18 protein-coding genes and 1 pseudogene are annotated in these 24,251 nt (G+C 69.3%); 8 read left to right on the top strand and 11 right to left on the bottom strand.

Annotated features, from left to right (window positions below; all coding sequences use genetic code 11):
* Positions 1 to 49: 49 nt before the first annotated feature.
* Positions 50 to 1,678: an inorganic phosphate transporter gene (locus ACLBX9_RS23795; protein WP_447720666.1), complete on the bottom strand. Its 1,629-nt coding sequence runs from the start codon at positions 1,676 to 1,678 to the stop codon at positions 50 to 52.
* 271 nt (positions 1,679 to 1,949) lie between these two features.
* Between ACLBX9_RS23795 and ppk2 the strand changes: the two are divergent.
* Positions 1,950 to 2,864 (top strand): annotated as a pseudogene (ppk2, locus tag ACLBX9_RS23790) (polyphosphate kinase 2).
* Between the two features lie 147 nt (positions 2,865 to 3,011).
* On the opposite strand, the gene ACLBX9_RS23785 reads toward ppk2, so the two are convergent.
* From ACLBX9_RS23785 to ACLBX9_RS23775, 3 genes are read right to left on the bottom strand one after another with little or no spacing between them, the layout of a single operon-like run.
* The gene (locus tag ACLBX9_RS23785; RefSeq protein ID WP_447720665.1) at positions 3,012 to 3,872 is read right to left on the bottom strand and encodes a metal-dependent phosphohydrolase; all 861 of its coding nucleotides are present in this window, start codon (positions 3,870 to 3,872) and stop codon (positions 3,012 to 3,014) included.
* A 58-nt stretch (positions 3,873 to 3,930) separates the two neighbouring features.
* Positions 3,931 to 4,311: a hypothetical protein gene (locus ACLBX9_RS23780; protein ID WP_447720664.1), complete on the bottom strand. Its 381-nt coding sequence runs from the start codon at positions 4,309 to 4,311 to the stop codon at positions 3,931 to 3,933.
* Positions 4,308 to 4,580: a hypothetical protein gene (locus ACLBX9_RS23775; protein ID WP_447720663.1), complete on the bottom strand. Its 273-nt coding sequence runs from the start codon at positions 4,578 to 4,580 to the stop codon at positions 4,308 to 4,310. Before ACLBX9_RS23775 ends, ACLBX9_RS23780 begins: the two co-directional genes overlap by 4 nt.
* A gap of 338 nt (positions 4,581 to 4,918) precedes the next feature.
* Here ACLBX9_RS23775 and ACLBX9_RS23770 point away from each other — a divergent pair, with 338 nt between their 5' ends.
* Positions 4,919 to 5,206, top strand: a complete 288-nt coding sequence (locus tag ACLBX9_RS23770) for a hypothetical protein (protein WP_447720662.1) — start codon at positions 4,919 to 4,921, stop codon at positions 5,204 to 5,206.
* Between the two features lie 207 nt (positions 5,207 to 5,413).
* Here ACLBX9_RS23770 and ACLBX9_RS23765 read toward each other — a convergent pair whose 3' ends face one another.
* Positions 5,414 to 5,914 carry a MarR family winged helix-turn-helix transcriptional regulator gene (locus tag ACLBX9_RS23765; protein ID WP_447720661.1) on the bottom strand — a complete coding sequence of 167 codons (501 nt, stop codon included), beginning with the start codon at positions 5,912 to 5,914 and terminating at the stop codon, positions 5,414 to 5,416.
* A gap of 112 nt (positions 5,915 to 6,026) precedes the next feature.
* On the opposite strand from ACLBX9_RS23765, the gene ACLBX9_RS23760 reads away from it, so the two are divergent.
* Positions 6,027 to 7,028 (top strand): hypothetical protein, encoded by a 1,002-nt coding sequence (locus ACLBX9_RS23760; protein ID WP_447720660.1) that lies wholly within the window; start codon positions 6,027 to 6,029, stop codon positions 7,026 to 7,028.
* A gap of 131 nt (positions 7,029 to 7,159) precedes the next feature.
* Here ACLBX9_RS23760 and ACLBX9_RS23755 read toward each other — a convergent pair whose 3' ends face one another.
* A complete protein-coding gene (locus ACLBX9_RS23755; protein ID WP_447720659.1) occupies positions 7,160 to 7,639 on the bottom strand; it encodes a VOC family protein in 480 nt (159 codons plus the stop codon).
* 146 nt (positions 7,640 to 7,785) lie between these two features.
* Between ACLBX9_RS23755 and ACLBX9_RS23750 the strand changes: the two genes are divergently transcribed.
* On the top strand, positions 7,786 to 8,994 hold the full coding sequence (locus ACLBX9_RS23750; RefSeq protein WP_447720658.1) for an FAD-dependent monooxygenase: 1,209 nt from the start codon (positions 7,786 to 7,788) through the stop codon (positions 8,992 to 8,994).
* A gap of 524 nt (positions 8,995 to 9,518) precedes the next feature.
* Here the strand turns inward: ACLBX9_RS23750 and ACLBX9_RS23745 are convergent.
* The 5 genes from ACLBX9_RS23745 to ACLBX9_RS23725 all read right to left on the bottom strand — a co-directional run bounded on the left by ACLBX9_RS23745 (position 9,519) and on the right by ACLBX9_RS23725 (position 16,447).
* A complete protein-coding gene (locus tag ACLBX9_RS23745; protein ID WP_447720657.1) occupies positions 9,519 to 10,757 on the bottom strand; it encodes a PGN_0703 family putative restriction endonuclease in 1,239 nt (412 codons plus the stop codon).
* 1,323 nt (positions 10,758 to 12,080) lie between these two features.
* A complete protein-coding gene (locus tag ACLBX9_RS23740) occupies positions 12,081 to 12,290 on the bottom strand; it encodes a hypothetical protein (protein ID WP_447715366.1) in 210 nt (69 codons plus the stop codon).
* Between the two features lie 231 nt (positions 12,291 to 12,521).
* The gene (locus ACLBX9_RS23735; RefSeq protein WP_447715365.1) at positions 12,522 to 12,935 is read right to left on the bottom strand and encodes a DUF1236 domain-containing protein; all 414 of its coding nucleotides are present in this window, start codon (positions 12,933 to 12,935) and stop codon (positions 12,522 to 12,524) included.
* 56 nt (positions 12,936 to 12,991) lie between these two features.
* Complete coding sequence (locus ACLBX9_RS23730) at positions 12,992 to 14,221, bottom strand: alpha/beta hydrolase (protein WP_447720688.1); 1,230 nt, start codon at positions 14,219 to 14,221, stop codon at positions 12,992 to 12,994.
* Between the two features lie 267 nt (positions 14,222 to 14,488).
* On the bottom strand, positions 14,489 to 16,447 hold the full coding sequence (locus ACLBX9_RS23725; protein WP_447720656.1) for an AI-2E family transporter: 1,959 nt from the start codon (positions 16,445 to 16,447) through the stop codon (positions 14,489 to 14,491).
* A gap of 202 nt (positions 16,448 to 16,649) precedes the next feature.
* On the opposite strand from ACLBX9_RS23725, the gene ACLBX9_RS23720 reads away from it, so the two are divergent.
* The 4 genes from ACLBX9_RS23720 to ACLBX9_RS23705 all read left to right on the top strand — a co-directional run bounded on the left by ACLBX9_RS23720 (position 16,650) and on the right by ACLBX9_RS23705 (position 24,021).
* Positions 16,650 to 17,459 (top strand): Crp/Fnr family transcriptional regulator, encoded by an 810-nt coding sequence (locus ACLBX9_RS23720; RefSeq protein ID WP_447720655.1) that lies wholly within the window; start codon positions 16,650 to 16,652, stop codon positions 17,457 to 17,459.
* On the top strand, positions 17,456 to 21,034 hold the full coding sequence (locus ACLBX9_RS23715) for a PAS domain S-box protein (protein ID WP_447720654.1): 3,579 nt from the start codon (positions 17,456 to 17,458) through the stop codon (positions 21,032 to 21,034). Before ACLBX9_RS23720 ends, ACLBX9_RS23715 begins: the two co-directional genes overlap by 4 nt.
* Positions 21,035 to 21,078: 44 nt before the next feature.
* Complete coding sequence (locus ACLBX9_RS23710; protein WP_447715362.1) at positions 21,079 to 21,462, top strand: response regulator; 384 nt, start codon at positions 21,079 to 21,081, stop codon at positions 21,460 to 21,462.
* Between the two features lie 117 nt (positions 21,463 to 21,579).
* A complete protein-coding gene (locus ACLBX9_RS23705; RefSeq protein ID WP_447720653.1) occupies positions 21,580 to 24,021 on the top strand; it encodes a PAS domain S-box protein in 2,442 nt (813 codons plus the stop codon).
* Positions 24,022 to 24,251: the final 230 nt, after the last annotated feature.

The following is a 24,251-nucleotide window of genomic DNA, read 5'->3' as shown; positions in this document are numbered from 1 at the left end:
TCGTCACAGAGAAGACGAGCCGGCGCTGTGGAACTGGGCCGCATCCGGCTCAGAACACGTGGCGGAGGATGAAGAACAACGTGCCGGCGATCAGGATGGCGGCCGGCAGGGTGAGGATCCAGGCCAGCGCCATGTTGCGGACGGTGGCGAGTTGCAGGCCCGAGCCGTTGGCCGCCATCGTCCCGGCGACGCCCGACGACAGGATATGGGTGGTCGAGACCGGCAGGCCGTAGAGTTCGGCCAGCCCGATCGTGCCGGCGGCCACGATCTCGGCCGAGGCGCCCTGAGCGTAGGTGAGATGGGTCTTGCCGATCTTCTCGCCCACTGTCACGACGATGCGCTTCCACCCGACCATGGTGCCGAGCCCGAGCGCCAGCGCCACGCAGACCTTCACCCAGCCCGGGATGTAGCGGGTGCCGGCGTTCAAGAGGTCGGTGTACCCCTTGAGGGTCTTCGTCTCCGCCTCGGAGAAGGTCGCGCCGGATTTCGGCAGGAGCCGGATGGCGTCGGCGGCGAGGTACATGTCGTTGCGGACGTTCGAGGTCGCCCCGGCCGGGACCTGCTGGAGCGAGCCGTAGTTCTTCACCGACGTCGCGATGTCGGTCGAGAGCGCGGCTAGGGCGCCGTAGACGTCCGGCTTGTTGAGGTCCTTGGCCTTCAGCGCATCGCTCACCGTCTTGCGGGCCTGGGCCGCATCGGGTTGCGCCGCGCCGTTGGACCGGCCAGCGAACACGCCGCTCGCGGCTTGCGAGGTCTGCACGAAGGCGGGGGTGGCGTCGGCGTTCATGGTGCGGTTGAGCGCGTAGGCGGTGGGGGCGGCGCCGATCAGGATCAGCATGATCAGGCCCATGCCCTTCTGCCCGTCGTTGCCGCCGTGGAAGAACGAGACCAGCGTGCAGGTGAGAATCAGCAGGCCGCGGATCCAGAGCGGCGGGGGCGCATCACCCTTGGGCGCCTCGTAGAGATCCTTCCGGCGCACGGTGAACTTCAGGGCGAGCAGCAGCAGGGCCGCGAGCACGAAGCCGCAGATCGGGCTGAAGGCCAGCGCCTTGAACACGCCGAGAGCCTGGTTCCAGTCGACGCCCGAGGTACCGTCCTGACCGCCCATGAACTGATTGGCGAGGCCGACGCCGAGCACCGAGCCGATCAGCGCGTGGGACGAGGAGTTCGGTAGGCCGAGCGCCCAGGTTCCGAGGTTCCAGATGATGGCGGCCAGGAGAAGCGCGAAGATCATCGCGTAGCCGGCGCCCGAGCCGACCTGCAGGATCAGCTCCACCGGCAGCAGCGTCACGATGGCGTAGGCCACCGCGCCGGAGGACAGCATCACGCCGAGGAAGTTGAAGGCGCCCGACCACACCACCGCCACGAGCGGCGGCATCGAGTGCGTGTAGATCACCGTGGCGACCGCGTTGGCGGTGTCGTGGAAGCCGTTCACGAACTCGAAGGCCAGCGCGATCAGCAGGGCGAGCCCCAGGAGCACGAAGGCCCCGATCGCCAGCGGCTCCTGGTGCACGGCATTCATGTCGGCGATCAGGCTGACTACGGCGTAGCCGAGCCCCGCCACCAGCACGAGCAGGAAGGCGATGATGCCGCCGGGGTGCATCCCGCGGTCGAGCGCGGGCTTGCCACTTGGCGCGTGTCCGAGGGAACCCGAAGGAGCTACGATAGCATCGGACATGAGAGCCTCGGCGGACCTGTCGTTGGCCCCGGGCGTAGATCGGCTCCATGACGGATTGGTGACATTCGCTGCAGAAGCCGATCTGTTCAGATGTCATTGTCCTGAGATCGGGCACATCTCGAGGGAGGCACACGAGGGGAATACGCTATTCGCCGGCAAAGACAGGCGTTCGATAGCCGCTCCATCGTGGAAAATCTCAAGCCGGCTTCTCAGACTCGTCATGGAAGCCTGCGCATATGCCAGCGGCTCAGGACATGATTGAGGTTCGGAGATGATGCACGATAAGAACTCGGCGCAGAACCGCGCCCTCGAGGCGTTTCGGCAGGAACTCGTCGACAGCTACGAAGAAGAACTCGAGCTAGGCCTCGAAGACGATCGGCTGGAGCATATCGCGGGACAATCTGGTCACGCTCACCTGGATCGCAAGATCTACTTCCGTGAGCTGCTGCGGCTCCAGCACGAGCTGGTGCGCCTGCAGGACTGGGTGCAGAACCGAAAGCTGCGCGTCGTCGTCCTGTTCGAGGGGCGCGACTCGGCCGGAAAGGGCGGCGTGATCAAGCGCATCACGCAGCGCCTCAACCCCCGTATCTGCCGCGTCGCCGCGCTGCCTGCCCCGAGCGAGCGTGAGCGCACGCAGTGGTACTTCCAGCGCTATGTCGCTCACTTGCCGGCCGCCGGTGAGATCGTGCTGTTCGACCGCTCTTGGTACAACCGTGCCGGTGTCGAGCGGGTAATGGGCTTCTGTACGGAACCGGATGTCGAGGAGTTCTTCTGATCGGTCCCTGAGTTCGAGCGCATGCTGGTGCGGTCCGGCATCGTGCTCGTGAAGTACTGGTTCTCGATCACCGACGAGGAGCAGGAGTTCCGCTTCCAGATGCGCATCCAGGATCCGCTGAAGCAGTGGAAGCTCTCGCCAATGGACGTCGAGTCGCGCCGGCGCTGGGAGGACTACACCAAGGCCAAGGAAGACATGCTGGCGCGCACGCACATCCCGGAGGCACGCTGGTGGGTGGTCGAGGCGGTGGACAAGAGGCGGGCGCGCCTGAACTGCATCAGCCACTTGCTGGCCCAGATCCCGTACGACACGGTTGAACACCCGCCCGTCCAGCTACCGAATCGGGTGCGCCACGCCGATTACGTCCGGGGTCCTGTTCCATCCGAGATGTACGTCCCGGCAGCATACTGACGTCGGATCGGGACGGCGCGAAGCCGCGTCCGCGCGCCGCAGGGTGCCGGGATCGAGCCTCTACGATGATCGTCGAGGGGCGCGGTCCGGACTGGATGCGCGGCGCGGCGATCGCACGCGTCGCGACTGCACCCGGTCAACGTGCCGTCAGGCCGAGTTCGGCCCCGCATGGGGACCCATGCGGCGGCGATCGTGCTCGATCGCGAAGACATGCGCGTAGAGGTTGGCGACCCAGCCCCTTCCCTCGACCGTCAGGTCCAGGAAGCGCACGGCGTCACCGATCACCGGCTCGACTCGCGACCAGAAGAAGGTCGGGTAGCGCTCCGCGAGGTCGGCCGGGCTGTCGTATCCGAGTTGCGCGTTGAGGCCGACCTCGGCGAATTCTTGGAAGAGTGCGTTCAGCTTGCGCGGGTAGAGCGGATCGCCAAGCTGCCCGATCAGGTCGGCGGCCCGCGTCAGACCGGCCTCGGTGCCCGTCTCGCGATGTTCGTCATCCTCCGGCACCGGAAAGCGGGTCAGCTCGATTGCCCGCACGATACGATCCGCATCGACCAGGTCGTGCGTGCCGAAACGCTCCCGCACCGCCAGTTTCGAACGTTCGATGTGGTAGGGCGCCAGAGCCGCGTCTGAGGCGCCTCGTGGCAGACCGATGGTGGTGCCCTGCGCGTCGACAACGAAGGCGTTCGCCCGGTCGCCCGAGCAGACGCCGCGCACGTAACCGATGTCGTGGTAGAGGGCGGCCAGGATCATGTGCAGCCAGTCCTCCGGCGTGACGCCCTGCTGGAGGAAGCGGCCGCGTAGGATGTCCTGCGCGACGAGCGTGACGAGCGTGGTGTGGTCGCTGTCGTGGTACAGCGCGTCGCTGCCGACGATCCGCTCGATCGTCAGGCGCGCCGAGGCCTCGATCACCTCGGCGTAGCGCGGCTCCCGGCTGCCGAAGGTCCGCTGGTAGGTCAGCGCGAGATGCTCGCCCAGCGAATCGGCGAGCATCTTCGTCACGTCGAACATGTCTGGCCCTCGCGATCGGTGATGGCGAGCACCGTCAAGCCTCCGACCGGATCGATCATCACTCGGATCGCTCATCGCCATGCAGGAGGCGTTCTTCGAGGTAGGTCGCGGCGTCCGCATAAAGTTCGAATCGCCTCAGCAGCACCGCGCGCTTGTCGGCCTTCGTCACGCCGTCGAGCTTTCCCTTGGCCTTGTCGGCTCGATCCCGCATCTTCTTGGCCATCTTCTCGAAGGCCGCCTCAATCTTAGCATTGACCTTCTCGCCCTCATCTTTAGCAGCGTCAGTTTTGCCGCGCACGAGCTTGGGGAAGGCACTCTTCGCGTCTTTCGTCACGATAAACCTCCGTGTGAGCTGCTTCGCGCCGAAAAAATGCGTCGAAAAGTTGGCCTCTTCAATTGAACGGTCGCCGACAATGCCCGGAGCCGCAGCGACGTTCACGTCCGTTCTGGCTCGGCGAGCAGGATGGCGGCCCGCACAGCCGCACGTCGAAGCGCCTCGTCAGCCCAGGGTTGACCCATCATCGTGCGGGCGAATGGATGCGAGGCGACGGCGGCCGCGGGATTGATGCGGTAGCCCTCTCCGAACGTCACCGTTCTGAATGTGGGATCGGCCAGATAAGCGTCCACGACCGCCGAGACGTCATCGTCGATGATGTCGAGCGTGGCGAACAAGTCGAGGGTCATGGGCCGCCTTGTCATGGCGGCCATATAGGTGCGCCTCAACGACAAAGTGACGACCCACAATCTCCGATGCGTTGCATCTGCTGGACGTCTCAGCGGGTCGTTCCGCGGTGCCGATCCTCGATGGCCAATTGCGACTTCACTCACGCTGGGCGATTGGCGAGGCAAGAAAAAATGGGCGCCCCTCGCTGTGAGGTGCGCCCCGAGTACGTTCCGGTCTCGGGAAGGAACGCGAAGTTCGATATGACCTCACGCAGCCGTGAACAAGGTGGGTCCTGCCGACAAACCCGGCGTGTGGCCGTGTCATCGAGGCGTCACATGCGTTTGGACCGGCGGCTCAAACCTATGTGAGCCGAGGAGATGGCATGACCTCTACCGAGGAACTCGCGGCGACGCTGCGCACCATCGCGACGCCGGGCATGAAGCCGAAAGCGATCCGCGCCGCAATCCGGGAAAGACACCCGGACGCGAGCAAGAAGGAGATTGTCCGCGCCGCCTTCTTCGCCGTGGCGGAGTCGGCGGCGAGCCAGGAAGCGACATCCGAGTTGCATGACTTCGCTCTGGCTGAGCGCGTCGCCGAAGAGAACGCGGACGTGGTGCTGCGGGTTGGCAAGCGCAAAAAGAAGAAGCGCTCCTCCGCGGATGCCGGGTGATCGCCGGCGCGTTGAGACACACAGGCTCATCAGAAGGTCTGTCCGCCTTTGCGACCGACCTGCCCTCCCAAGCCGACCAGTGGCTTCTGGCCAGATCGAGGCTGGCCGCATTGCGCCCTGTCCGACAAGGGCTTGCATGCGCGAAGCGGCGACAACAGCACCCTGAGCCCTGAGCGAATTCGGCTGCTGCGATGGCGTTGCCCTGGTTCACTTGGGCGGCGGATCTCGGTCATCGTCCCGGCTGTCGATGGGCAGCAGGGCGGCCAGAAGCCGGCCGCCCGGCCGACCCTCCGCTCCGAACAGGCGTTCCTGCACGGCGATCGCGACCGGCATGGCCTGCTTGAGGGCCGCGACGCCTGCCGCCGTCACCTCGACCAGCCTGGCGCGCGTATCCTGAGGGCTGCGCGGTCGCGCCACGAGGTCCTTGGCCTGAAGCGTCTTCAGGACTTGCGAGACCTGCATCGGGTGGATGTCGCCGAACCGCGACAGCGCCACCTGGGTGACGGGCTCACCGTTGCGCCGCATCCAGGCAGCCATGGCCAGCACCGTGAACTGCAGGTGGGTCAGACCGGCCGGTTCGAGGGTACGGTCGATTTCGCGCACGTAGCGATGCACGACCCGCCACAGCACGAAGCCGACGGCATTCTCGGGCGCCCCGAGGGTCTCGTTCTCGAAGAGGTCGCGGAGGGTTCGAGCGTCGGCGAGCATGCCTGTTCCTGACGCATTCCCGGTGACCGGCAAAGCCCTTCGAAGGCCGCATCCTTCCCATTAGTAAACACATTTACTATGTTGGGTATGGCTATTGGAAAGGGGGCTCCCCATGAGCGACAGAACCCTCGACATCGCTTTCTGGAACTACGACCGCACCCGCGCCCTCGTCGACGGCCGGATCGCCATGGAAGGCGTGCGGCCGCGCTTCCATACGTCCCGGATCGTCACCGAGATCTTCAAAGACATGATCCGTCGGCGCGCCTACGACGTGTCCGAGCTCGGCCTGACCTACTTCCTCCGCACCTTCGCAGCCGGACCCTCGCCTTTCCTCGCGCTACCTGTCTTCCCAAACCGCTGCTTCCGCCACTCGGCCATCTACGTGAATGCGGCGAGCGGCGTCGAACGGCCGGAGGACCTCGTCGGTCGCACCATCGGGGAGCTTGCGCTCTACGGCCACGATGCGGGTGTGACGCCGAAGGGCATCCTCTCGGACGAGCACGGCTTCCGACCCGAGTGCAACCGCTGGATCGTGGGCGGCATCGACTTTCCGATGGATCCCATCGACTTCGTGCCATGGCCGCATCCGGCCGACGTCGAGGTGACGAGGGCGCCGAGGGGCACCGACCTTGGCGCCCTGCTGGAGCAGGGCGAGATCGACGTGTTGATCTCGGCCGACATCCCGAGTTGCATCCTCGAAGGCTCGCCGAAGGTCCGGCGCCTCTTTTCCGACCACGCGGTCGTCGAGCGCGACTATTACCGGCGCACCGGCATCTTCCCGATCATGCACGCCGTGGTCGTCACGCGCGAACTGGCCGAGCGGGAGCCGGAGTTGGTGAAGGCGGTCTACCACGGCTTCTGCGAGGCCAAGGCCGTCGCGGCCGAGGAACTGGCGCACGGCATGACCTTCAACAACATGGCCGTGATGGTGCCGTGGCTGACAGGGTTGCTCGCGCGCGACCGGGAACTCCTCGGCGGCGACTGGTGGCCCTACGGCATGGCCGCGAACCGGGCTGCCATTGATGCCGTGCTGCGCTACCACCATGAGCAGGGTCTCACCTATCACCATTTTACGGCGGACGAGATCTTCGTTCCCTACCTGCTCGACACGTGAATCTCAGTAGCCGCCGGTCGCACGTGACCTGAAAGCACCAGATAGCGGCTATCGAAACTCGCTATGCCTTCCGCTTCAGGGGGCCATATTCATTACTTGCCGCGAGGGCAAAGCGCGGATGGCGAGCCTTCTCAACCGGCACCACCGGGCGCCTTGGCCTGAGACAATTTACGGCGAAGCTCCTCGCGAGCTTCGTCGCTCTTGTCGAGGTAGAGTCCCATGCCGTGAAGGACCTCAGCCGTCTTGGAGAACTGGACGTCGGCGTAGGCGACGATCTCGATGTGATTGCCCCACGGGTCGGAGAAGTTGAAAGGCCGATCAAGGACCTTGGCTCCGGCCGCCTCGGCGAGGGCCATGACTTGGCTCCTATCGTCGACGACAAGCCCGAAATGCCTGTTTTTATCCGCCGACTGTTCTCTCCCGGTGATCAGGGCAATGAACTGGTCGCCCATGTCGAGGAAGGCCATGACCGTGCGGCCCGCATCGTCCTCGTGCGTGCCCCTTAGCGCGAACGAAAACACGGCGCCGTAGAAGCGCAAAGCCTCCTCGATGTCGCCGACTTCGAGCGCGATGTGGTTTAGGCCGACGAGGCGGGGCTTGGGCGTGGTCATCGTTTTCGGTCCGCGGCTGTCGTCCGGGACAACGCGAACGCGGGCTAATCGCCCACGGGGGCACCCAGAGAAACGTTCAGGGACTGGCATGAACCTATGACGCCCGGCGACGTACTCCGTGGGTGTCACGCGAGAGAGGATATGCCTTGGCCCGTCGCATCTTGATCACCGGCGCGAGCGTCGCCGGCAACGCCGTGGCCGGCCTGCTGGGCCGACAGGGGTTCGACGTCACCGTGGTCGAACGCGCGCCTGCCTTCCGCGACGGAGGCCAGAACGTCGACGTCCGGGGCGTCGGGCGCGAGGTTCTGCGCCGCATGGGCTTGGAGCGGGCCGCGCTGGAGCACGGCACCGGCGAGGAGGGCACCGCCTGGGTCGACCGGCACGGCCGCGTCGCCGCCAAGGCCGTCACCGCGGAACTCGGGGGCGACGGGCCGACCGCCGAGATGGAGATCCTGCGCGGCGACCTCGCCCGTCTCCTCTACGAACCCGCCCGCCAGCACGCCGATTTCCGCTTCGGCGACCACGTGGAGCGCGTCGAGCAGGATGAGAGGGCCGCGACCGTCCACTTCGCCTCTGGCCGCTCCGAGCGCTTCGATGCCGTAGTCGTGGCCGAAGGGGTGGGCGCGTCGACCCGCGATCTGGTCTTCCCGGGCGAGAACGCGCCGCGCTGGATGAATCTCGCCATCGCCTACTTCACCATCCCGCGCACGGCGACCGACGACCGGATGTGGCGCTGGTACAATGCGCCCGGCGGCCGCAGCGTCTCCCTGCGCCCCGACCGGCACGGCACGACGCGGGCGATGCTGATGCTCCACCAGCCGCCGGGCGGCGAGCAGACATGGGACGCCGCCCGGCAGAAGGCCTACCTGCGCGAGCGGTTCGCGGACGCGGGCTGGGAGACGCCTCGCATCCTCGCCGCGATGGCGGACACCGACGACTTCTACTTCGAGGTGCTCCGACAGGTGCGGATGCCCCGCCTGTCGCGGGGCCGCGTCGTCCTCACCGGCGATGCCGCATGGTGCGCGACGCCCATCGGTGGCATCGGCACGACGCTCGCCGTCACGGGCGCCTACGTCCTGGCCGGCGAGTTGGCGCATGCGGACGACGTGGCCGCGGCGTTCGCGGCCTACGAGCGAACGATGCGTCCGATGGCCGAACAGGTCCACCGCATCCCGAGGATCGTCCCGCGGCTGATGCATCCGCGCAGCCGCGCGGGCATCTGGCTCCTCCACCGGGTGCTGCGGGCGGCGAACACTCCTGTGGTTCAGAGGCTGTCGACCAAGCTGTTCGACCCGTCCCCCGTGCAACCTGACCTGTCGGGCTACGCGAGCGGGACCGCGCCTCGCCTCACGTGACAGGTTGAAGTTCGGCGCGAAGGACCTTGGCCGATGGGTGGCTGCGCCGTGCCGCCGACCGCCTTCAGGCTAACACCACTCACGCCGGGATGATTGCCATGGGTCGGTAGGGGTCGGTCCGCCTTTCTCACAAATCTTCTCCGAAACGGACCAGCCGCTTCCGGCCAGATCTGGTCATCCGTCGCGATCTTAAAAGCACTAAAGCGGCCATATGAACAGGCGCTCTGCAGGCTGTAGGCAGCGACGGCGCTGCAGTGAAAGGCGCCTATAGTGCGTTAGGCGAGCTGCAGCTCGCCAGTCGCGTATTAGCCCGTTTGTGCGCGGAACCGACGGGGCTATGGCTCTCAACTTTCAAACACTTGCTCGGGGTGCGAACTGGGCAGAACCGGGGGATTTGCGGATGTCGGTGGGTCGCTGCCGCGCGTGCTTCCAGTGTCGCGCGGATGTGGACCAGAAGCGCCCAGGCCGGCGGCATGGTGTTGCTGCCGGACTGGGCTGTCTCGTGTCAAACTCCACGGTGTGCGTCAGGCGGCCGTGCGTGTGCGAGTTGCGGATCTGGAGCGCTGCCGCCGTTTGCGGGTGGCAGGGTTGGCAACGAGGGGGGCGTCGGTTTGTGCGGGTGGCACCGTTGCGATGTTCGGCATCGGCGCGTCTGCCGAAGTGGCCGTCATCGCGAGCTCGAGCTCACCGTCGAGAAGCCACCAGTCGGTGTAGCGGGAGTGGAGGGCGCGGGCGTGGTCTGGGAGACCGGCGGCGGCCAGCGCAGTAAATGCGTGCTCAAGCTTTAGTGGGACGAACGGAATTGGGCCTGCGCCTGGGTTTGTGAGCTGGCGGTTGTAAGTCGCGGCCGATGCGTGTGCGAGGTGGTTGTGCGCCGGGGCGATGAAGGCCAGCGTGGCCGTGTCGGCGAGGCCGGCGGTGAGCATGGCGCTCGCGAGGCAGTGCTGGCGGTAGAGCTGCTGGCAGGTGGGGCCGGTCAGCGTCGGGTCGTCAGGGGCAGTGAAGAGGCCGGGCGTCGTCCGCGCAATCTCGGCGTGCCGCGGGTGGGGCGGGGGCGCCGCGTCGTGGCCAGCCTCGCTGTACTTTACCTCGACGCAGATCAGTGCCCGGGCACCGGTCGCAGTGGTGCCGCGAATGACGACGTCGAAGGCGGTGCGATCGGCGGTGAAGCGTGGGTCGCCGCGGCCGGGGCTGTGCTCGAACAGGATGTCGGTGACGGTGGCGAGCTGCGCGGTGGGTACGAGTTCGGCGATGAGCCGGGTGGCGAGCGCTGGGTCAGTGGCAAGGGGTGCGAACAGGTTGAATGCGAGCGGCTGCGAGGACAGTAGGTTCGTGCGCAGGCGGCTGATGTCGTAGGCGGCGCCCGGCTCGCGGTAGGCCAGCGCGCGGGCGGCGGTGGCGGCGATGTTGGGCGTCATGAAGTTACCGCCGGTACGTCCAGTGGCAAGGGAGATGCGCGAGCCGAGGCGGCGGACGCGGTGCGGGTTGGCGCGGTCGAGATGGGTGCCGATCGGCAGGCCGCGGTCCTCGCGCCAGAGGGCTTGGAGGAAGCGGGCAGCGGCCTTGAAGCGGTGATCGGCGGGAACGAACACGTGGTGACGGCGGCGTGTGGTCTCCGGGATGAGGGGCAGGTGGAGCGGGGGTGCGCCGAGGCCGGAGGGGTCGAGGACGGCGCGGGCGGTGTCGGCGAGGGCGGCGGGGATGCCGCGGGGGGCATGAAGGCCGCCGGTGGCGGGCGGCGGCAGGGGGATGGTGACGTCCATGGTCGGGGGCCTCGTAGCAGCCGCGGGGGTGCGGCCGAGACGGGGTTCCCGGGCGGGGCGGATGGATGAACGGTGGCTGGGTGAGAGCGGCGTTGGGCAGCGCCGGCTATCCGGACCGCGGTCGGCGGCCGGAAGGGGCCGGCGGTGGCCTACGGTCGGGAGGGTAGGCGGCGTGGGTGGCGGAGCGGTCGTTGTCTGCACCTGGGGCTAGGCACAGGTAGAAGGGGTTGTTCGGAATGTAGCCGGCCTGACAGTCCCTCGACACGCACGGCCGTGCGTCAAAGCGCCGTCCGGTTGCCCCGGTCCGGAACGCGCCATGAGCAGAAGTTGGCTGGACGCCCGGTAGCGGACGTTCAACCGCGCGAAGCCATCCGTCCGGTCTCGACCCTCCTTGGACCTTCGGAAGGTCTGCTTACCGGCGGTCTGATCAGCCATGAACGACCAGGGCTGGCCGAGAGCGGAACGACCGCTTTCAGCAGTAGAAACGAGGAAGCAGACCTTTGTTGCGGCCCGGGGCCTCATCTCAGTGTGCCTCGTTTCGGATCATCCACCCTGCAGATTCCACTGTTTGCTTGGATGGTGAAATCCGCTTGGAAGGCGAAGTGGCCTTGAATGCGGTGGCCGTGACATCAGCATGGTGTGGCCCATTAAGCGCCCCCTATGGCGGTCCGGCCCATCACCATACCGCCGGCCACCCGCTCTGCCGGGCGCTTCGCCTGGAAGGGAGCGCCCACCCAAGCGTTAACGGCTCGCGCATCGCGGGCGTACGGGTGCGCGAGGCAAGTCGAGGGCGTCCGCGTCCGCGTCCGCGCACCGGCGCGTCGTCGGTCGCGCGAGGTTTTCCGGTAAGACCCCGACGTCGCTCCGTTCACGCATGCCGGGCACGGGAGCACGGCGGGCCGGAAGAAATTGAACCGCCGGTACGCGTCCCCCGACACGACATGGGCTTTGTCCCAGGCCCGAGATCATGACCGTCCTCCGAACCCAAATATACGCCTCGTCCAACGGCGACCGCCGGTTCCTCTGTCGTGGGGAAAACGCAGAGGATGTGTTCGTCTAACACGAACCTAACGGCCCCTCGGGCGGTACGCCGTCCCGGAGCGACCTAATGACGTTCCTCTCGACCGGGCACGGGGCGCCAGAGCGTCGGGCGCTGCTGGGCATGATCGGCGCGCTCGTGGACATCAACAGGGCCAGCCCCCCTTCCTCCGCCCAGGGACCCGAGCCGGGCGCGGCAGGCGCCGAACCGACGCCGGGCGAAGGTGCCTCGATGAGACCTTGAGCCTTCGGGCCGGATCGCACCTGCTATGCGGGGCCCGGCCCTTATCGAAGGGTTGGGGATTCGCCGGGCTTAAGATGGGGGTCGCCGCCATCAGGGCCGCCGAGAGCGACGTGGTCGTTGAGGCGCCCGAGGTGTTCGAAGACATGCTCGAAGGCAGCGGTCACGGCCTTTTCGAAGCTGCCGTCGCCCTTGCCCTGGGCATCCCGCAGCGCGCCCAGCAACTCGCGGTGCTTTTCGGTATCCGTGGACATGGCGTTCCTTTTTCGCCCGGGCCCGCCCCAGGGTTGAGGGGAAAGCCCCGGCTGAACGGCGCGGTTCCTGAGGGTTCGGTGAGGACCCCGAGCGCCCAATGCCTGGAACGGTCGGCACCCCGAAATGCCTCCGGCTGACTATCCCTCGCCGTCCCAGCCGTGGGCTAGGGCGCTCGGCCATCATGAGGAGCGGGGTACCGGGCGAGCCGGCTCGCCGCGCCGGCCGGCACCCTAGTCGATGACCTCGACGACCCGGCGCGTGCGCGGGTCCACCAGCACCGGGTGGTCGTTCACCACAGTGTAGTTGTAGTTCGGCAGGGCGAACTCGGGGGGTACGTCGTAATAGACGACCCCGTCCTCGGGGAGGACGGTCCCGACCTTCAGGGTGCCCGGATAGGCGAAGGACGGACGTCGCTCGCCCGTGGCGTAGACGCGGAAGCGCTCACGCCGGTCGATGCCGAGGATGCCGTTGGCCGTGCCGACCGCCGCACCGACCGCACCGCCGACGACGGCGCCCAGGGGACCGGCGATCATCTCGCCGCGGTTGGCGCCTTCCTGCGCCCCGCGTTCCAGCCCCTGGGCCTGGGCGGCGCCCGACCATGCCGAAATCCCGACCAAAACGGCCAACCCGACCCGACGCGCCATCGTCCATTCCCCCGTGCCGGAACCCCGGCTTCAACGTTGCCCGTGGCTTTGCCGGCTTAGCGGCCGCCGGTCATGGCCCTCACCGGCGCGCCGGCCAAATCGACCGTTGAGCCGACCGTGTCCCGGAGGCCGGATCCGACGTTTGACAGGTGCTCACCGTAAGTCTCGCGCGTCTGCGGATCGACGAGGGCGACCGGGGCCGCAACCGCCAAGGCCGCGCCGGTCGCCACAGTCGAGGCGGCCCCGGCCGCCGTGCTCACCAGCTTGTCCCCGAAGCCGACCTGCCCATCGGAGATCGGCTGACCGTCCGCGAGACGCTTGCCTAACAGGGCGACGACGTCCCCGGAGGCGAACTTGCCGTGGTTCAGCGGGTCGTCGCCCTTTACCGTCGAGAGGTTCAGGACGCCGATGTTCTGGCGCTCAAGCTCGGACCGGTAGGGCTCGACGTTCGGGTCGATGGCGCCCAGCCGCACGCTGTCGCCCCAGACCAGCCGCGACACCGCCAGGGCCTGGTCGTCGCCGGACACCATCAGGGTCAGCCGCGGCCGGTTCGGACCCATGTCGCGAAACGCCTCGCGGGCGAGATCCATGTCGACGTCCGGGGCGGCGAGGATGACGTTGCGGATCTTGGGCGCCACGCGCCGGTCGCGGATGGCCATCTGGCGCAGGCTCTCCAGGGTCAGCCAGTTCCCCATGGAGTGGGCCAGAACCGTGACCTCGCCGACGTTCGGGTCGCGGGCGAGGTCGCGCAGCAGCGTCTCCAGGCCGTTGCGGGAGAAGTTGGTGCTCTCCCGGTCATACCCGTAGGCGAGGACCGAGCCCTTGGAGGGCCACGTGAACAGCACCGGGGCGACCTCCGCCCCGGAATCGTGGACGATCTGCGCGAAGCGGAAGACGGCGTCCTCGAACTTGTTGTTGTAGCCGTGCACGAAGACCAGCACGTGGCGCTTGGCCCCGCGCCGGACGGCCCGGCCGGTCCAGCTGGGGACCTTGGCGCGCTCGACCGGCTCGACCCGGAGGGCGACGAAGTCGGTCGCCGGGTTCCCGGGGAGGGTCTTGGGCCACTGCACCGAGCCGGGCTGGCGGGTGCCGTCGGGCGGGATGGAAACGGAAAGGTCCGTGTAGGTCACGGCGTCGCCGCGCTCGCCCGAGAACAGCACGCCCCGGTCGGCGGCGGATTTGCGCGTGGTCGCGACCAGCATGTCGACGCGCGACGTGCCGGGGACGGTCTCCACGGCCGCGACGGGAAGCAGCACGCCGGTCGGGCGCCCGGCGCAACCGGCCATGAGCGAGAGGGCCGCGGCGGCGGCGATCCCACGTTTCCCCACGAACGTCCCGAACACCGGCTTCCCCGCGACGAACCTGGATGAGGCAGGACGGGATAATGGTTACCAAATCCTCGCCCCGGCCCGGTTGCCACGCGATTACGGCGGCTCCGGGCCCGGTCCCGTGGAAGTGAAGTCCGAAGCCCGTCCCCAGACGATGACCTCGACGATGGGGCATGCCTCTGCCGCAACTATGCCGGGGAGCCTCGAACCGACTTCAAGATTCGGTCAGGCGGCTTCCCGGTCCGGGTTTCCTTTCCCCTCGGCGGTCCTGAGGCAGGCCTCGACCGCATCCCGCAGCGAGGACACGTAGGCGTCGGCGCCGACCTCGCGTCCCACGGCGGCGTCGGTAAGGACCTTCTCGCCGACCGGCCAAAGGCCCACCAGGACCGGGACGCCCGGGGCGCGGCGCCTCAACCGCTCCAGCAGGTAGCGCAGGTGCGAGGGGTTGCCGGCGATGTCGAGGTAGGACACGCAGATCATCGCCACGCCGGTGACGTCGAGCTCGCGGATGCCCTCGCGGGACGCCGCGGCATGGGGCACGACGCGGGCGCCGAGCCCGTGCTTGCGCAGCAGTTGCGCCAGCATCGCCGACGACGCCTCGTCCAGGGGGCCGCGGCCGGCGAGGCAAAGGACGGGGGCCTCGCTCCGCCACGCCTCGGGAAGTTCCTCGCGCCGGGGCGCTTGGCCGGGCACGGCCTCGGTCTTCGGATGGCTCCGCTCGGCCAGCGTCGGGGTGTCTGCCGGGCTCGCGGCCTTGCCGTCGATGCTGGGCTCGGCGTCCTCGTGGTCCTCGAAGTCCTCGACGAGGGAGCGCGACGACGAGCGGATGTTCTCAAGCTGCGTCGGCGTCACGACGCCCCGGGCGTAGTCGTTGGCGGCGAGTTGCAGGCCCTTGAGCGCGACCTCGTCGTAGTAGGACGACAGCGACCGGTCCTTGAGCATGCCCTCGGCGAGGTCGCGCACCTCGTCGGGGTCGCCGGCCAGCATGCGCTGGTAGAAGTTCTCCACCGGGGTCAGGGCCGCCCGGTCGCCGAGCAGGATGTCGAGGAACTCCAGGCTGTCGACGTGGCGGCCGAGCACGACGAGGCAGACCGTGAACGGCGTGGCCAGGATCAGGCCGATGGGTCCCCACAGGAAGCCCCAGAACAGGGTCGAGACGATGACCGCGAAGGGCGAGAGACCAGTGGAGTGCCCGTAGAGCAGCGGCTCCACAACCTGACCGAACAGGGGCTCGGCGACCATGAAAAGGGCGGCGGTCGCGATGACCATCGACCACCCCGGATCGACCGCCGCTGCGAGGGCGACCGGGAAGATCCCGGAGACGAAGGCGCCGATGTAGGGGATGAACCGCATCAGCGCCGAGAAGACGCCCCACAGGAGCGGGTTGGGCACGCCGATGAACCAGAGGCCTATTCCGACGATGACGCCGAAGGCGGCGTTCATGCCCAATTGCGCCAGGAAGTAGGTCCCCAGCCGCTTCGCCGCGTCGTCCATGGCGACCGTGGTGCGGTGGAGGTCGCTCGACCCGAACAGCCGGATCATGCGGTTGCGCAGGTCCTCGCGCTGCAGGAGCAGGAACACGACGACGACCAGCACAATGCCGACCGTCGTCAACGGCTCGAAGACCGGGCCGAGCACCTTCCTGGCGAGTTCCAGGGGCGAGATCTCGGGCTCCTGGATGCGCACCAACTGCGCCTTGGGCGTGTCCCCGGCGGGACCCGTCGCCGCTGCGGTGCCGGAAGCGTCGGCCTTCTGCGTCGCGGTCTCGACCTGGTGACTGAACTTCGCGATGACCCGGTTGGCCTCGCCCAGCCAGCCCTCCTGCAACCCGGCGAACTTCTTCTGCACGGTCGCTTGGTACTGCGGCAGGTTGCCCGCGAGGCCCGCGACCTGTGTGCCGATGACGGCCCCGATCCCGCCGATGACCCCGAGGGCCAGGAGGACCGCGACGATGACGGAGGGCACGCGGCCTAGCCTCGCCTTTCGCAGCAGGTTGACCACCGGACCCAGGACGAAGCTGAGGAGCACCGCCAGTACGAGGGGGATGAACACCTCCCGCCCGTAGTACAGGGCCTCCACGAGCACGACACCGACCGCAAGGGTCAGGAGGCCACGCAGGCCGGGCACGAGGGGCGGTGGCACCTGGGCCGGTGGCTTCGCGGCGTCCGTCACGTCCGTCGGCATACGCTGAACTCCCTGCCGCCGGGCAACGACCGGCATGCCCTCCCTAACGCCGCCAGGGTCATTTCGTACCGGTATGATCCCTCCTTCACCACGACCGTGGGCGAAAGGACAAAACTTCCTTCCGGTTGTCAGGTATCGGACATCTTTGCGCCAGGAAGTCCGCTAGTGGACAACCCGACCGCTAACGCCGCGACCATCCCCCGTGACCCTACGACCTTCGCCCGCCATCGACGGCAACCTGCTGCTCGAAGCCCTCGACGCGGGCGACCGCGCCCTGCTCGCGCCCCACGCCGAGCGCCGCGAGGTCCGACGTGGCGACGTCCTGTTCCGCGCTGGGGACGACGTCAGCCACGTCACCTTCCCCGCCCAGCGATGCGTCGTCACCTTGGTGGTGCCGCTCATGGACGGGAAGTCGGTCGAGACCGCCACGGTCGGCCGCGAGGGCGCCATGGGAGGCGTCGTCAGTCACGGGTACCTGCCGGCGTTCGGGCAGGCGGTCGTCCAGGTCGGCGGACCGGTCATCCGGATCGACGCCGCTCGCCTGTCCGAGGCCAAGCAGGCATCGAAGGGCATCCGCGACCTGTTCGTCCGCTACGCCGACTGCCTGTTGGCGCAGGTGCTGCAGTCGGTCGCCTGCAACGCCGCCCACACCATCGAGCGCCGCTGCCTGCGCTGGCTCCTGACCCTGCAGGACCGGGTCGGCACGCCCGAACTGCCGGTCACCCACGAACTCCTGGCCGACATGCTCGGGGTGCGTCGCGCCTACCTGACCGAGGTGCTCGGGCGCATGCAGCGCGACGGCCTCATCGTCATCGGCCACGGACGTATCACCCTCCCGGACCGGGAGCGCGCCGAGGCTGGCTCGTGCGAGTGCCACGCCGCGGTCCGGCGGCATTTCGAGGAAGTGATGGGAGCGGTCTATGCCCCGGGCGGCCGCATCATCGCCGTCGACATCGGCGACCCGGAACGGCTGCGCCCCCCGTCCGCGCTCGTGAAGGACGCGACCCCGTGAACCAGGTCTTGCGTCCCGCCCGGGTCGAGGAGGACGCGCGGCTGGCCGCGCTCGCCGCGTTCGACATCCTCGACACCCCCCCCGAGCGCGGGTTCGACGACATCGTCCATCTCGCACGCCGCCTCTGCGGCGCGCCGGTGGCGCTGGTCAGCCTGGTCGACCGCGACCGCCAGTGGTTCAAGGCGCGCGTGGGCTTCCCGCCCTGCGAGACCGACCTAGACCGCTCGGTGTGCAAGTTCGTCCTCACGGAACCGGGCGTCCTGCAGATCCCCGACCTGACCCGCGACCCGCGCACCCGCGCCAACCCGCTGGTGACCGGCGAGCCACGCCTGCGCTTCTACGCCGGCGCACCCCTGCGCACGCCCGAGGGGCAGGTGCTCGGCAGCCTGTGCGTGATCGACCACGCCCCGCGCCCGGCGGGCCTCTCGCCGGAACAGGTCGGGGACCTTGAGGCGCTCGCCCGGCAGGTCATGGACCAGCTCCTGCTGCGCCGCTCCCTGTCGGACCGGGACCGCGCCGGGCGCCAGGGCGAGGCTGTCGCGGTGACCCTGGCCGGCGTCGCGGCGGCGGGCGGCGACCTCGACGAGAGCTTCCGGGCGGTGCTCGCGGGCGCGATGCGCGCCGTCCCCGCCGCCGAGGCCGGCACGGTCGAGATCCGCGAGGGGGATTCCCTCGTCTATCGCGCCGTGACGGAGAGCCTCGCGACGCACCTCGGGCTTCGCGTCCCGCTCCGGGGAAGCCTCGCGGGTGCCTGCTACCGTGAAGGCGTCCCGCTCCTCGTCCCCGACGTCCTGTGCGATGACCGGGTCGAGCCTGAACTGGCCGAGCGGCTACGACAGCGCTCGTGCATGCTGGTGCCCGTCCGCCGCGGCGGTGTCGTGGTCGGGGTCCTGAAGCTGCAATCGAGCCGCCCGGACGCCTTCGCCGGGGAGGACCTGCAGGTTCTCGGCGTCCTTGCCGGTTCCGTCGCCTCCGGCCTTGCCGAGGCCGGCGAGCGTGCCGCCAACCGGGCGGCAGCCCTGACCGAGTACCGGCGCCGCGCCGTGTTCGACAGCGCGCAGGACTACGCCATCATCCTGCTCGACCTCGACGGCAAGGTCACCGACTGGAACGCCGGCGCGACCCGTATCCTCGGGTGGCGCCCCGAGGAGATGTGCGGCGAGACCGCCGACGCCTTCTTCACGCCGGAGGACCGGCGCGACGGCATCCCGGCCATGGAGATGCAGTCGGCCCTGGAGAAGGGCACCGGCATCGACGAGCGCTGGCACCTGCGCCGCGACGGCGAGCGCTTCTGGGCCAACGGCGAGATGATGGTGCTGCGCGACGAGGCCGGCGCCGCCATCGGCTTCGTGAAGATGCTGCGCGACCGGACGGAGCAGAAGGAGGCCGCCGCACGCCTCCAGGAAAGCCAGGACCGTTACCGGCTGGCGGCCCGGGCCACGAACGACGCGATCTGGGACTGGAACCTCGCCACCGGGCACGTCCTGTGGAACGAGGCCCTGACCGAGGCGTACGGCCATGCGCCCGCGACGGTCGAGCCGACCGGCGACTGGTGGATCGCGCAGATCCATCCCGAGGATCGTTCCCGCATCGATGCCTCCATCCACGCGGTCATCGATGGCGTCGGTACGACCTGGACGGACGAGTACCGATTCCGGCGGGCGGACGGGTCCTACGCCAACGTTCTCGACCGCGGCCACGTCATGCGCGACGCGGAGGGCCGGGCTTGCCGAATGATCGGCGCGATGCTCGACCTGACCGAGCGCAAGCGGGCCGAGGACGCCATGCGGGAGAGCGAGCGCCGCCTAGGGCTTGAGCGCGGCTTGCTGGAGGCGATCTTTCGACAGGCCCCCGTCGGCATCTCCATCGCCGGGGTCGAGGCCGGCATGCCGTCATCGTTGAACGCCAAGGCCGAGGAGATCCTCGGCCATGGGCTTGGGACGGAGGGCGACGCCCGTTACGTCTCCTACGGCGCCCTGCACCCGGACGGTCAAAGGTACGAGCCGGCCGAGTACCCGACCCTGCGCGCCCTGCGGAAGGGCGAGACGGTGCGCGGCGAGGAGATGCGCTACCGCAACGCCGCGACGGGCGAGGTGCGCCTCCTGGAGGTGTCGAGCGGTCCGGTGCGCGACGCCGACGGCGCGATCCAGGCCGCGGTGACCGTGGTGGCCGACGTCGGCGACCAGCGCCGGGCCGATGCCGAGACGCGCCGCCTCGCCGCCCTGGTCGAGCAGAGCCAGGACTTCATCGGCCTGGCCGCCCCCGACGGGAGCGTCGACTTCGTCAACGAGGCCGGTCGGCGCCTCATCGGCCTGCCCGACCTCGCCGCGGCCCGGGCGATGCCCATCGTGGACTACTTCGTGCCGGAGGAGCGCACGCGTGTCCTCGACGAGGTGCTGCCGGCGGTCGAGCGGGACGGCTTCTGGGAAGGCGAACTGCACTTCCGCCACGTGGTCACCGGGGCTGCGGTCCCGGTCCTGTACAACCTCTTTCCCGTGCGCGACGCCAACGGGCGCAAGCTCGGCTACGGCACCGTCACGCGCGATCTCACGGACCAGCACCGCGCCCGTCAGGCCCTGCAGGCGAGCGAGGCGACGCTGCGCGCCGTGCTGGACACCGTGCCCGTTGGCATCCTGTTCGCGGAGGCGCCGTCGGGCCGGATCGTCGCCGGCAACCGCCGGCTGGAGGAGATCTTCCGCCATCCCGTCCTGCCCTCGGCCGACGCCGAGAGCTACGGCGAGTGGGTCGCCTTCCATGAGGACGGCCGGCCGGTCGAGGCCGCCGAGTACCCGCTCAGCCGCATCATCCGAGAAGGCATCGAACACGACGAGATGCGCTGCGCGTACCAGCGTGGCGACGGCACGCGATTGTGGGTCGAGATCGTCGGCGTACCGATGCGCGACGAGGCGGGCACGGTCGTCGGCGCGGTCGTCGCGGTCGCCGACATCGATGCCCGCCGCCGGGCCGAGGAACGGCAGGACCTCCTCAACCAGGAGCTCTCGCACCGGATGAAGAACCTGCTGGCGATGGTGCAGGCCATCGCCGCCTCGACCCTGCGCGGCGCCACCGACATGGACGCGGCGCGGGAGGTCCTGGGAAGCCGGCTGGTCGCGCTGGGCAAGGCTCACGACGTGCTCCTCGGGGGCGCCGCCGAGAGCGCATCCCTGGCCGCGGTGGTCCGGGAGGGCGTGGGCGTTCAGGAATCGGCCGGTCGGCGCGTCGCGTTCGAGGGGCCGGACGTCGAGATCGGCGGCAAGGCCGCGCTGTCCCTCGCCCTGACGCTGCACGAGCTGACGACGAACGCGGTCAAGTACGGGGCCCTGTCGGTGCCCGGCGGGACGGTGGCCGTGACGGCCTCGCTGGTCGGGCCGGAGGAGGCGCCGCGCCTGCGCATCGCCTGGACCGAGCGCGGCGGCCCGCCGGTCGTGCCGCCATCGCGAAAGGGGTTCGGGTCGCGGCTGATCGAGCGCGGGCTGACGGCGCAGGTCAACGCCAGCCTCTCCCTCGACTACCGGCCGGAGGGGGTCGTGTGTGTCGTCGAGGCGTCGTTGGCCGATTTCCAGGCGGTCGCTTGACGGTGCGGCGCAACGAAGGGCCGGGCGGGCCGTTGCCGCCTGCCATGACCGATGCCCCGAACGCGAAGACGGCCCTGGTGGTCGAGGACGAGATGCTGTTCCGCCTGGAGGTCCGCGATCTCCTGGAGGCGGAGGGCTACGCCGTGGTCGAGGCGCACAACGCCGCCCAGGCCCTGGAACGGCTCGACGACGGGGTCGCGCTGGTGGTGACCGACGTGCGCATGCCGGGGCGGATGGACGGCCTGGCGCTGGCGCGCGAGGTCATCCGTCGCCGGCCGGACGTGGCCGTCGTCGTCGTGTCGGCGCAGGTAACACCGCGGCCCGGGGACCTGCCCAGCCACGTGCCCTTTGTCGAGCGGCCGTTCCTGGAGAGCCGCTTCCGCGACGCCGTCGACCGGGCCGAGGCGGCCAGGGCCGGGGGACGATGATGCCGACGAAATTCTCGGCCGCTCCGGCCTCGGCCAGACCAAAGGACGCACCCGACTTCCGGCCCGGCGCCCCCGATGGCGTTGGCCTCCGCACGAACGGTGGTTAGAGACCGGGGCATGAGCGACGAGGATCTTCGGGGGGAGGTCGCGCGGCTGCGCGGGCGCGAGAGCGAGTTGCTGGCGGAGAACTCCCGCCTGCGCGCAGGCCGCGAACCGGATGCCCCCTCCACGGCGAGCGGGGCCGGCGTCGGGACCCTCAGGTCCGACCTGCTGTTCACCGCCGCCGACAAGACGCGGATGGCGATGATCGTCACCGACCCGAACCTGCCGGACAACCCCATCGTCTTCGCCAACCGCGCCTTCCTGGAACTCTCCGGCTACGCGGCCGAGGAGCTGATCGGGCGGAACTGCCGCTTCCTCCAGGGTCCGGAGACCGACCCGGCCCACGTCGACCGCATCCGGCAAGCGGTCGCCGCCCGCCGGGACGTGGTGGTGGAGTTGCTGAACTACCGGCGCGACGGCAGCACCTTCGTCAACGAGCTCTACGTCAGCCCGGTCTTCGGGCCTCACGGAGAACTCCTGTTCTTCTTCGGCAGCCAGCTCGACCTGACCCGGTTCCGCGAGCCGGAGGGGCGCGCCGTCCAGCAGGGCGCCTCGTTCCACAGCCTGCTGGAGGACGGCGAGGCCGGCTTCTGCATCGTCGAGTTGCGCTTCGGCGCGGAGGGCCGGGCCGAGGACTACCGCTTCGTCGAGATCAACGCCGCCTTCGAACGCCAATCCGGCCTCGCGGCCGCGACGGGCCGGTGGATGAGCGAGCTTGAGCCCGGGCACGGGCATCACTGGCTGGACGCGTTCGGCGACGTCGTACGGACCGGGCGCGACGCCCGGTTCCGGGGCGCCGCCTCGCCGCAGGGACGCGAGTTCGACGTCCACGCGGTCCGCGTCGGCGACGAGGCGCAGCGCCGCGTCGCGGTGCTGTTTGAGGACGCCGCCGCCCGGCAGGAGGGCGAGGCACGGCGCGAGGCGCGGGACCGGGACAGGACGGTCGAGCGCGACCTGGTCTGGCGGACGAGCCGCGACCTCCTCGTGGTGTGCGACCTCGACGGCACCTGCCGCGCCGTCAACCCGGCCTGGACCGACCTGCTCGGTTGGCCGGCCGGCGGCCTGGTCGGCGTCCGGATCGACACCCTCGTGCACGCCGAAGACTGGGAGGCCGCGACGCATGCCTTCGAGGCGCTGCGGGCGGGCCGGCACGTCTCCGACCTCGACGTCCGGTTCGGGACCGCGGACGGCGGGCATCGCTGGATCTCGTGGAACGCCATCCCGCAGGGGAACCGCTTCCACGCCACCGGCCGGGACGTGACCGAGCGCAGGGCGCTTGAGGAGCAGTTGCGGCAATCGCAGAAGATGGAGGCGGTCGGGCAGCTCACCGGCGGCGTGGCGCATGATTTCAACAACCTGCTGACCGTCATCAAGTCCTCGACCGACCTACTCAAGCGACCGAACCTCGCGGACGAGCGCCGGGTCCGCTACGTCGACGCCATCTCCGACACGGTCGACCGGGCCGCCAGGCTGACCAGCCAGTTGCTGTCCTTCGCGCGTCGGCAGGCGTTGCGCCCGACCGTCTTCGATGCCTCGCAGTCGGTGGCCGCCATCGCCGACATGGTCCGCACGCTGACCGGCGCGCGCATCCGCGTCCAGACGGACACCGGTGCCGGCTCGGACGGGCTCGGCCGGCCGCTTCCCTGCCACGTCGACGCCGACCCGAGCCAGTTCGACACGGCGCTGGTGAACCTCGTCGTGAACGCCCGCGACGCGATGCAGGGCGAGGGGCGTCTGCGCATCGCGGTCCGGCGGGCCGACCGCATCCCGGCCCTGCGGGCGCACGCGGCCGTGCCGGGCGACTTCGTGGCGGTGTCGGTTTCGGACACCGGCGCGGGCATCGATGCGGACCTGCTGGAGCGCATCTTCGAGCCGTTCTTCACGACGAAGGGCGTCGGGCACGGCACCGGCCTCGGCCTCAGCCAGGTGTTCGGCTTCGCCAAGCAGTCGGGCGGTGACGTCGCGGTCGACAGCGATGTCGGCGTCGGGACGACCTTCACCCTGTACCTGCCGCGCGCCGCCGACACCGAGGCATGCGAAGCCGTGCCGGACGATCCGGGACCGTTGGCGGAAGGACACGGGACGCCGGTCCTGGTGGTCGAGGACAACGTGGAGGTCGGTTCCTTCGCGACGCAGGCGCTCGTCGAGCTCGGCTACCAGGCCGTGTGGGTGAAGGAGGCGCAGGCGGCCCTGGCCGAGATCGAGGCGTCCGGCCAGCGGTTCGAGGTGGTCTTCTCGGACGTGGTGATGCCCGGCATGAACGGGGTCGACCTCGCCCGGGAGATCCGGCGGCGCTGGCCCTACCTGCCGGTCGTGCTGACCTCCGGGTACAGCCACGTCCTGGCCTCCGAGGGCACCGACGGCTTCCCCCTGCTGGGCAAGCCGTACTCGGTCGCCGACCTCAGCCGGGCGCTGCGCAAGGCCCTGAGGGAGCGGTTGGCGCTGACCTTCGGCTGAGCCGCCACCGAACCGTGGAAAGCGTCGGCCAGGGGCGCACCCACGGCGGCCTACGCGCGTTGTTGACCGTCGCCATACCGGCCGACGAGGGGGGACAAGCATGCAATCCGATACGCCGCGCCCTGGGGAGGAGCCGTTGCCGCCCATCGGCGACCCACCGCCGGACCCGGCCCCGCCCGAGGGGGATTCCCCGTCGGAGCCGCCGGCACCGCAGCCGCCCGGCCCGATCA

The sequence above is a fragment of the Methylobacterium sp. A49B genome (assembly GCF_053346215.1).
The sequence above is the reverse complement of the archived record's forward strand: the minus strand, read 5'-3'. Positions and strand labels throughout refer to the sequence as shown.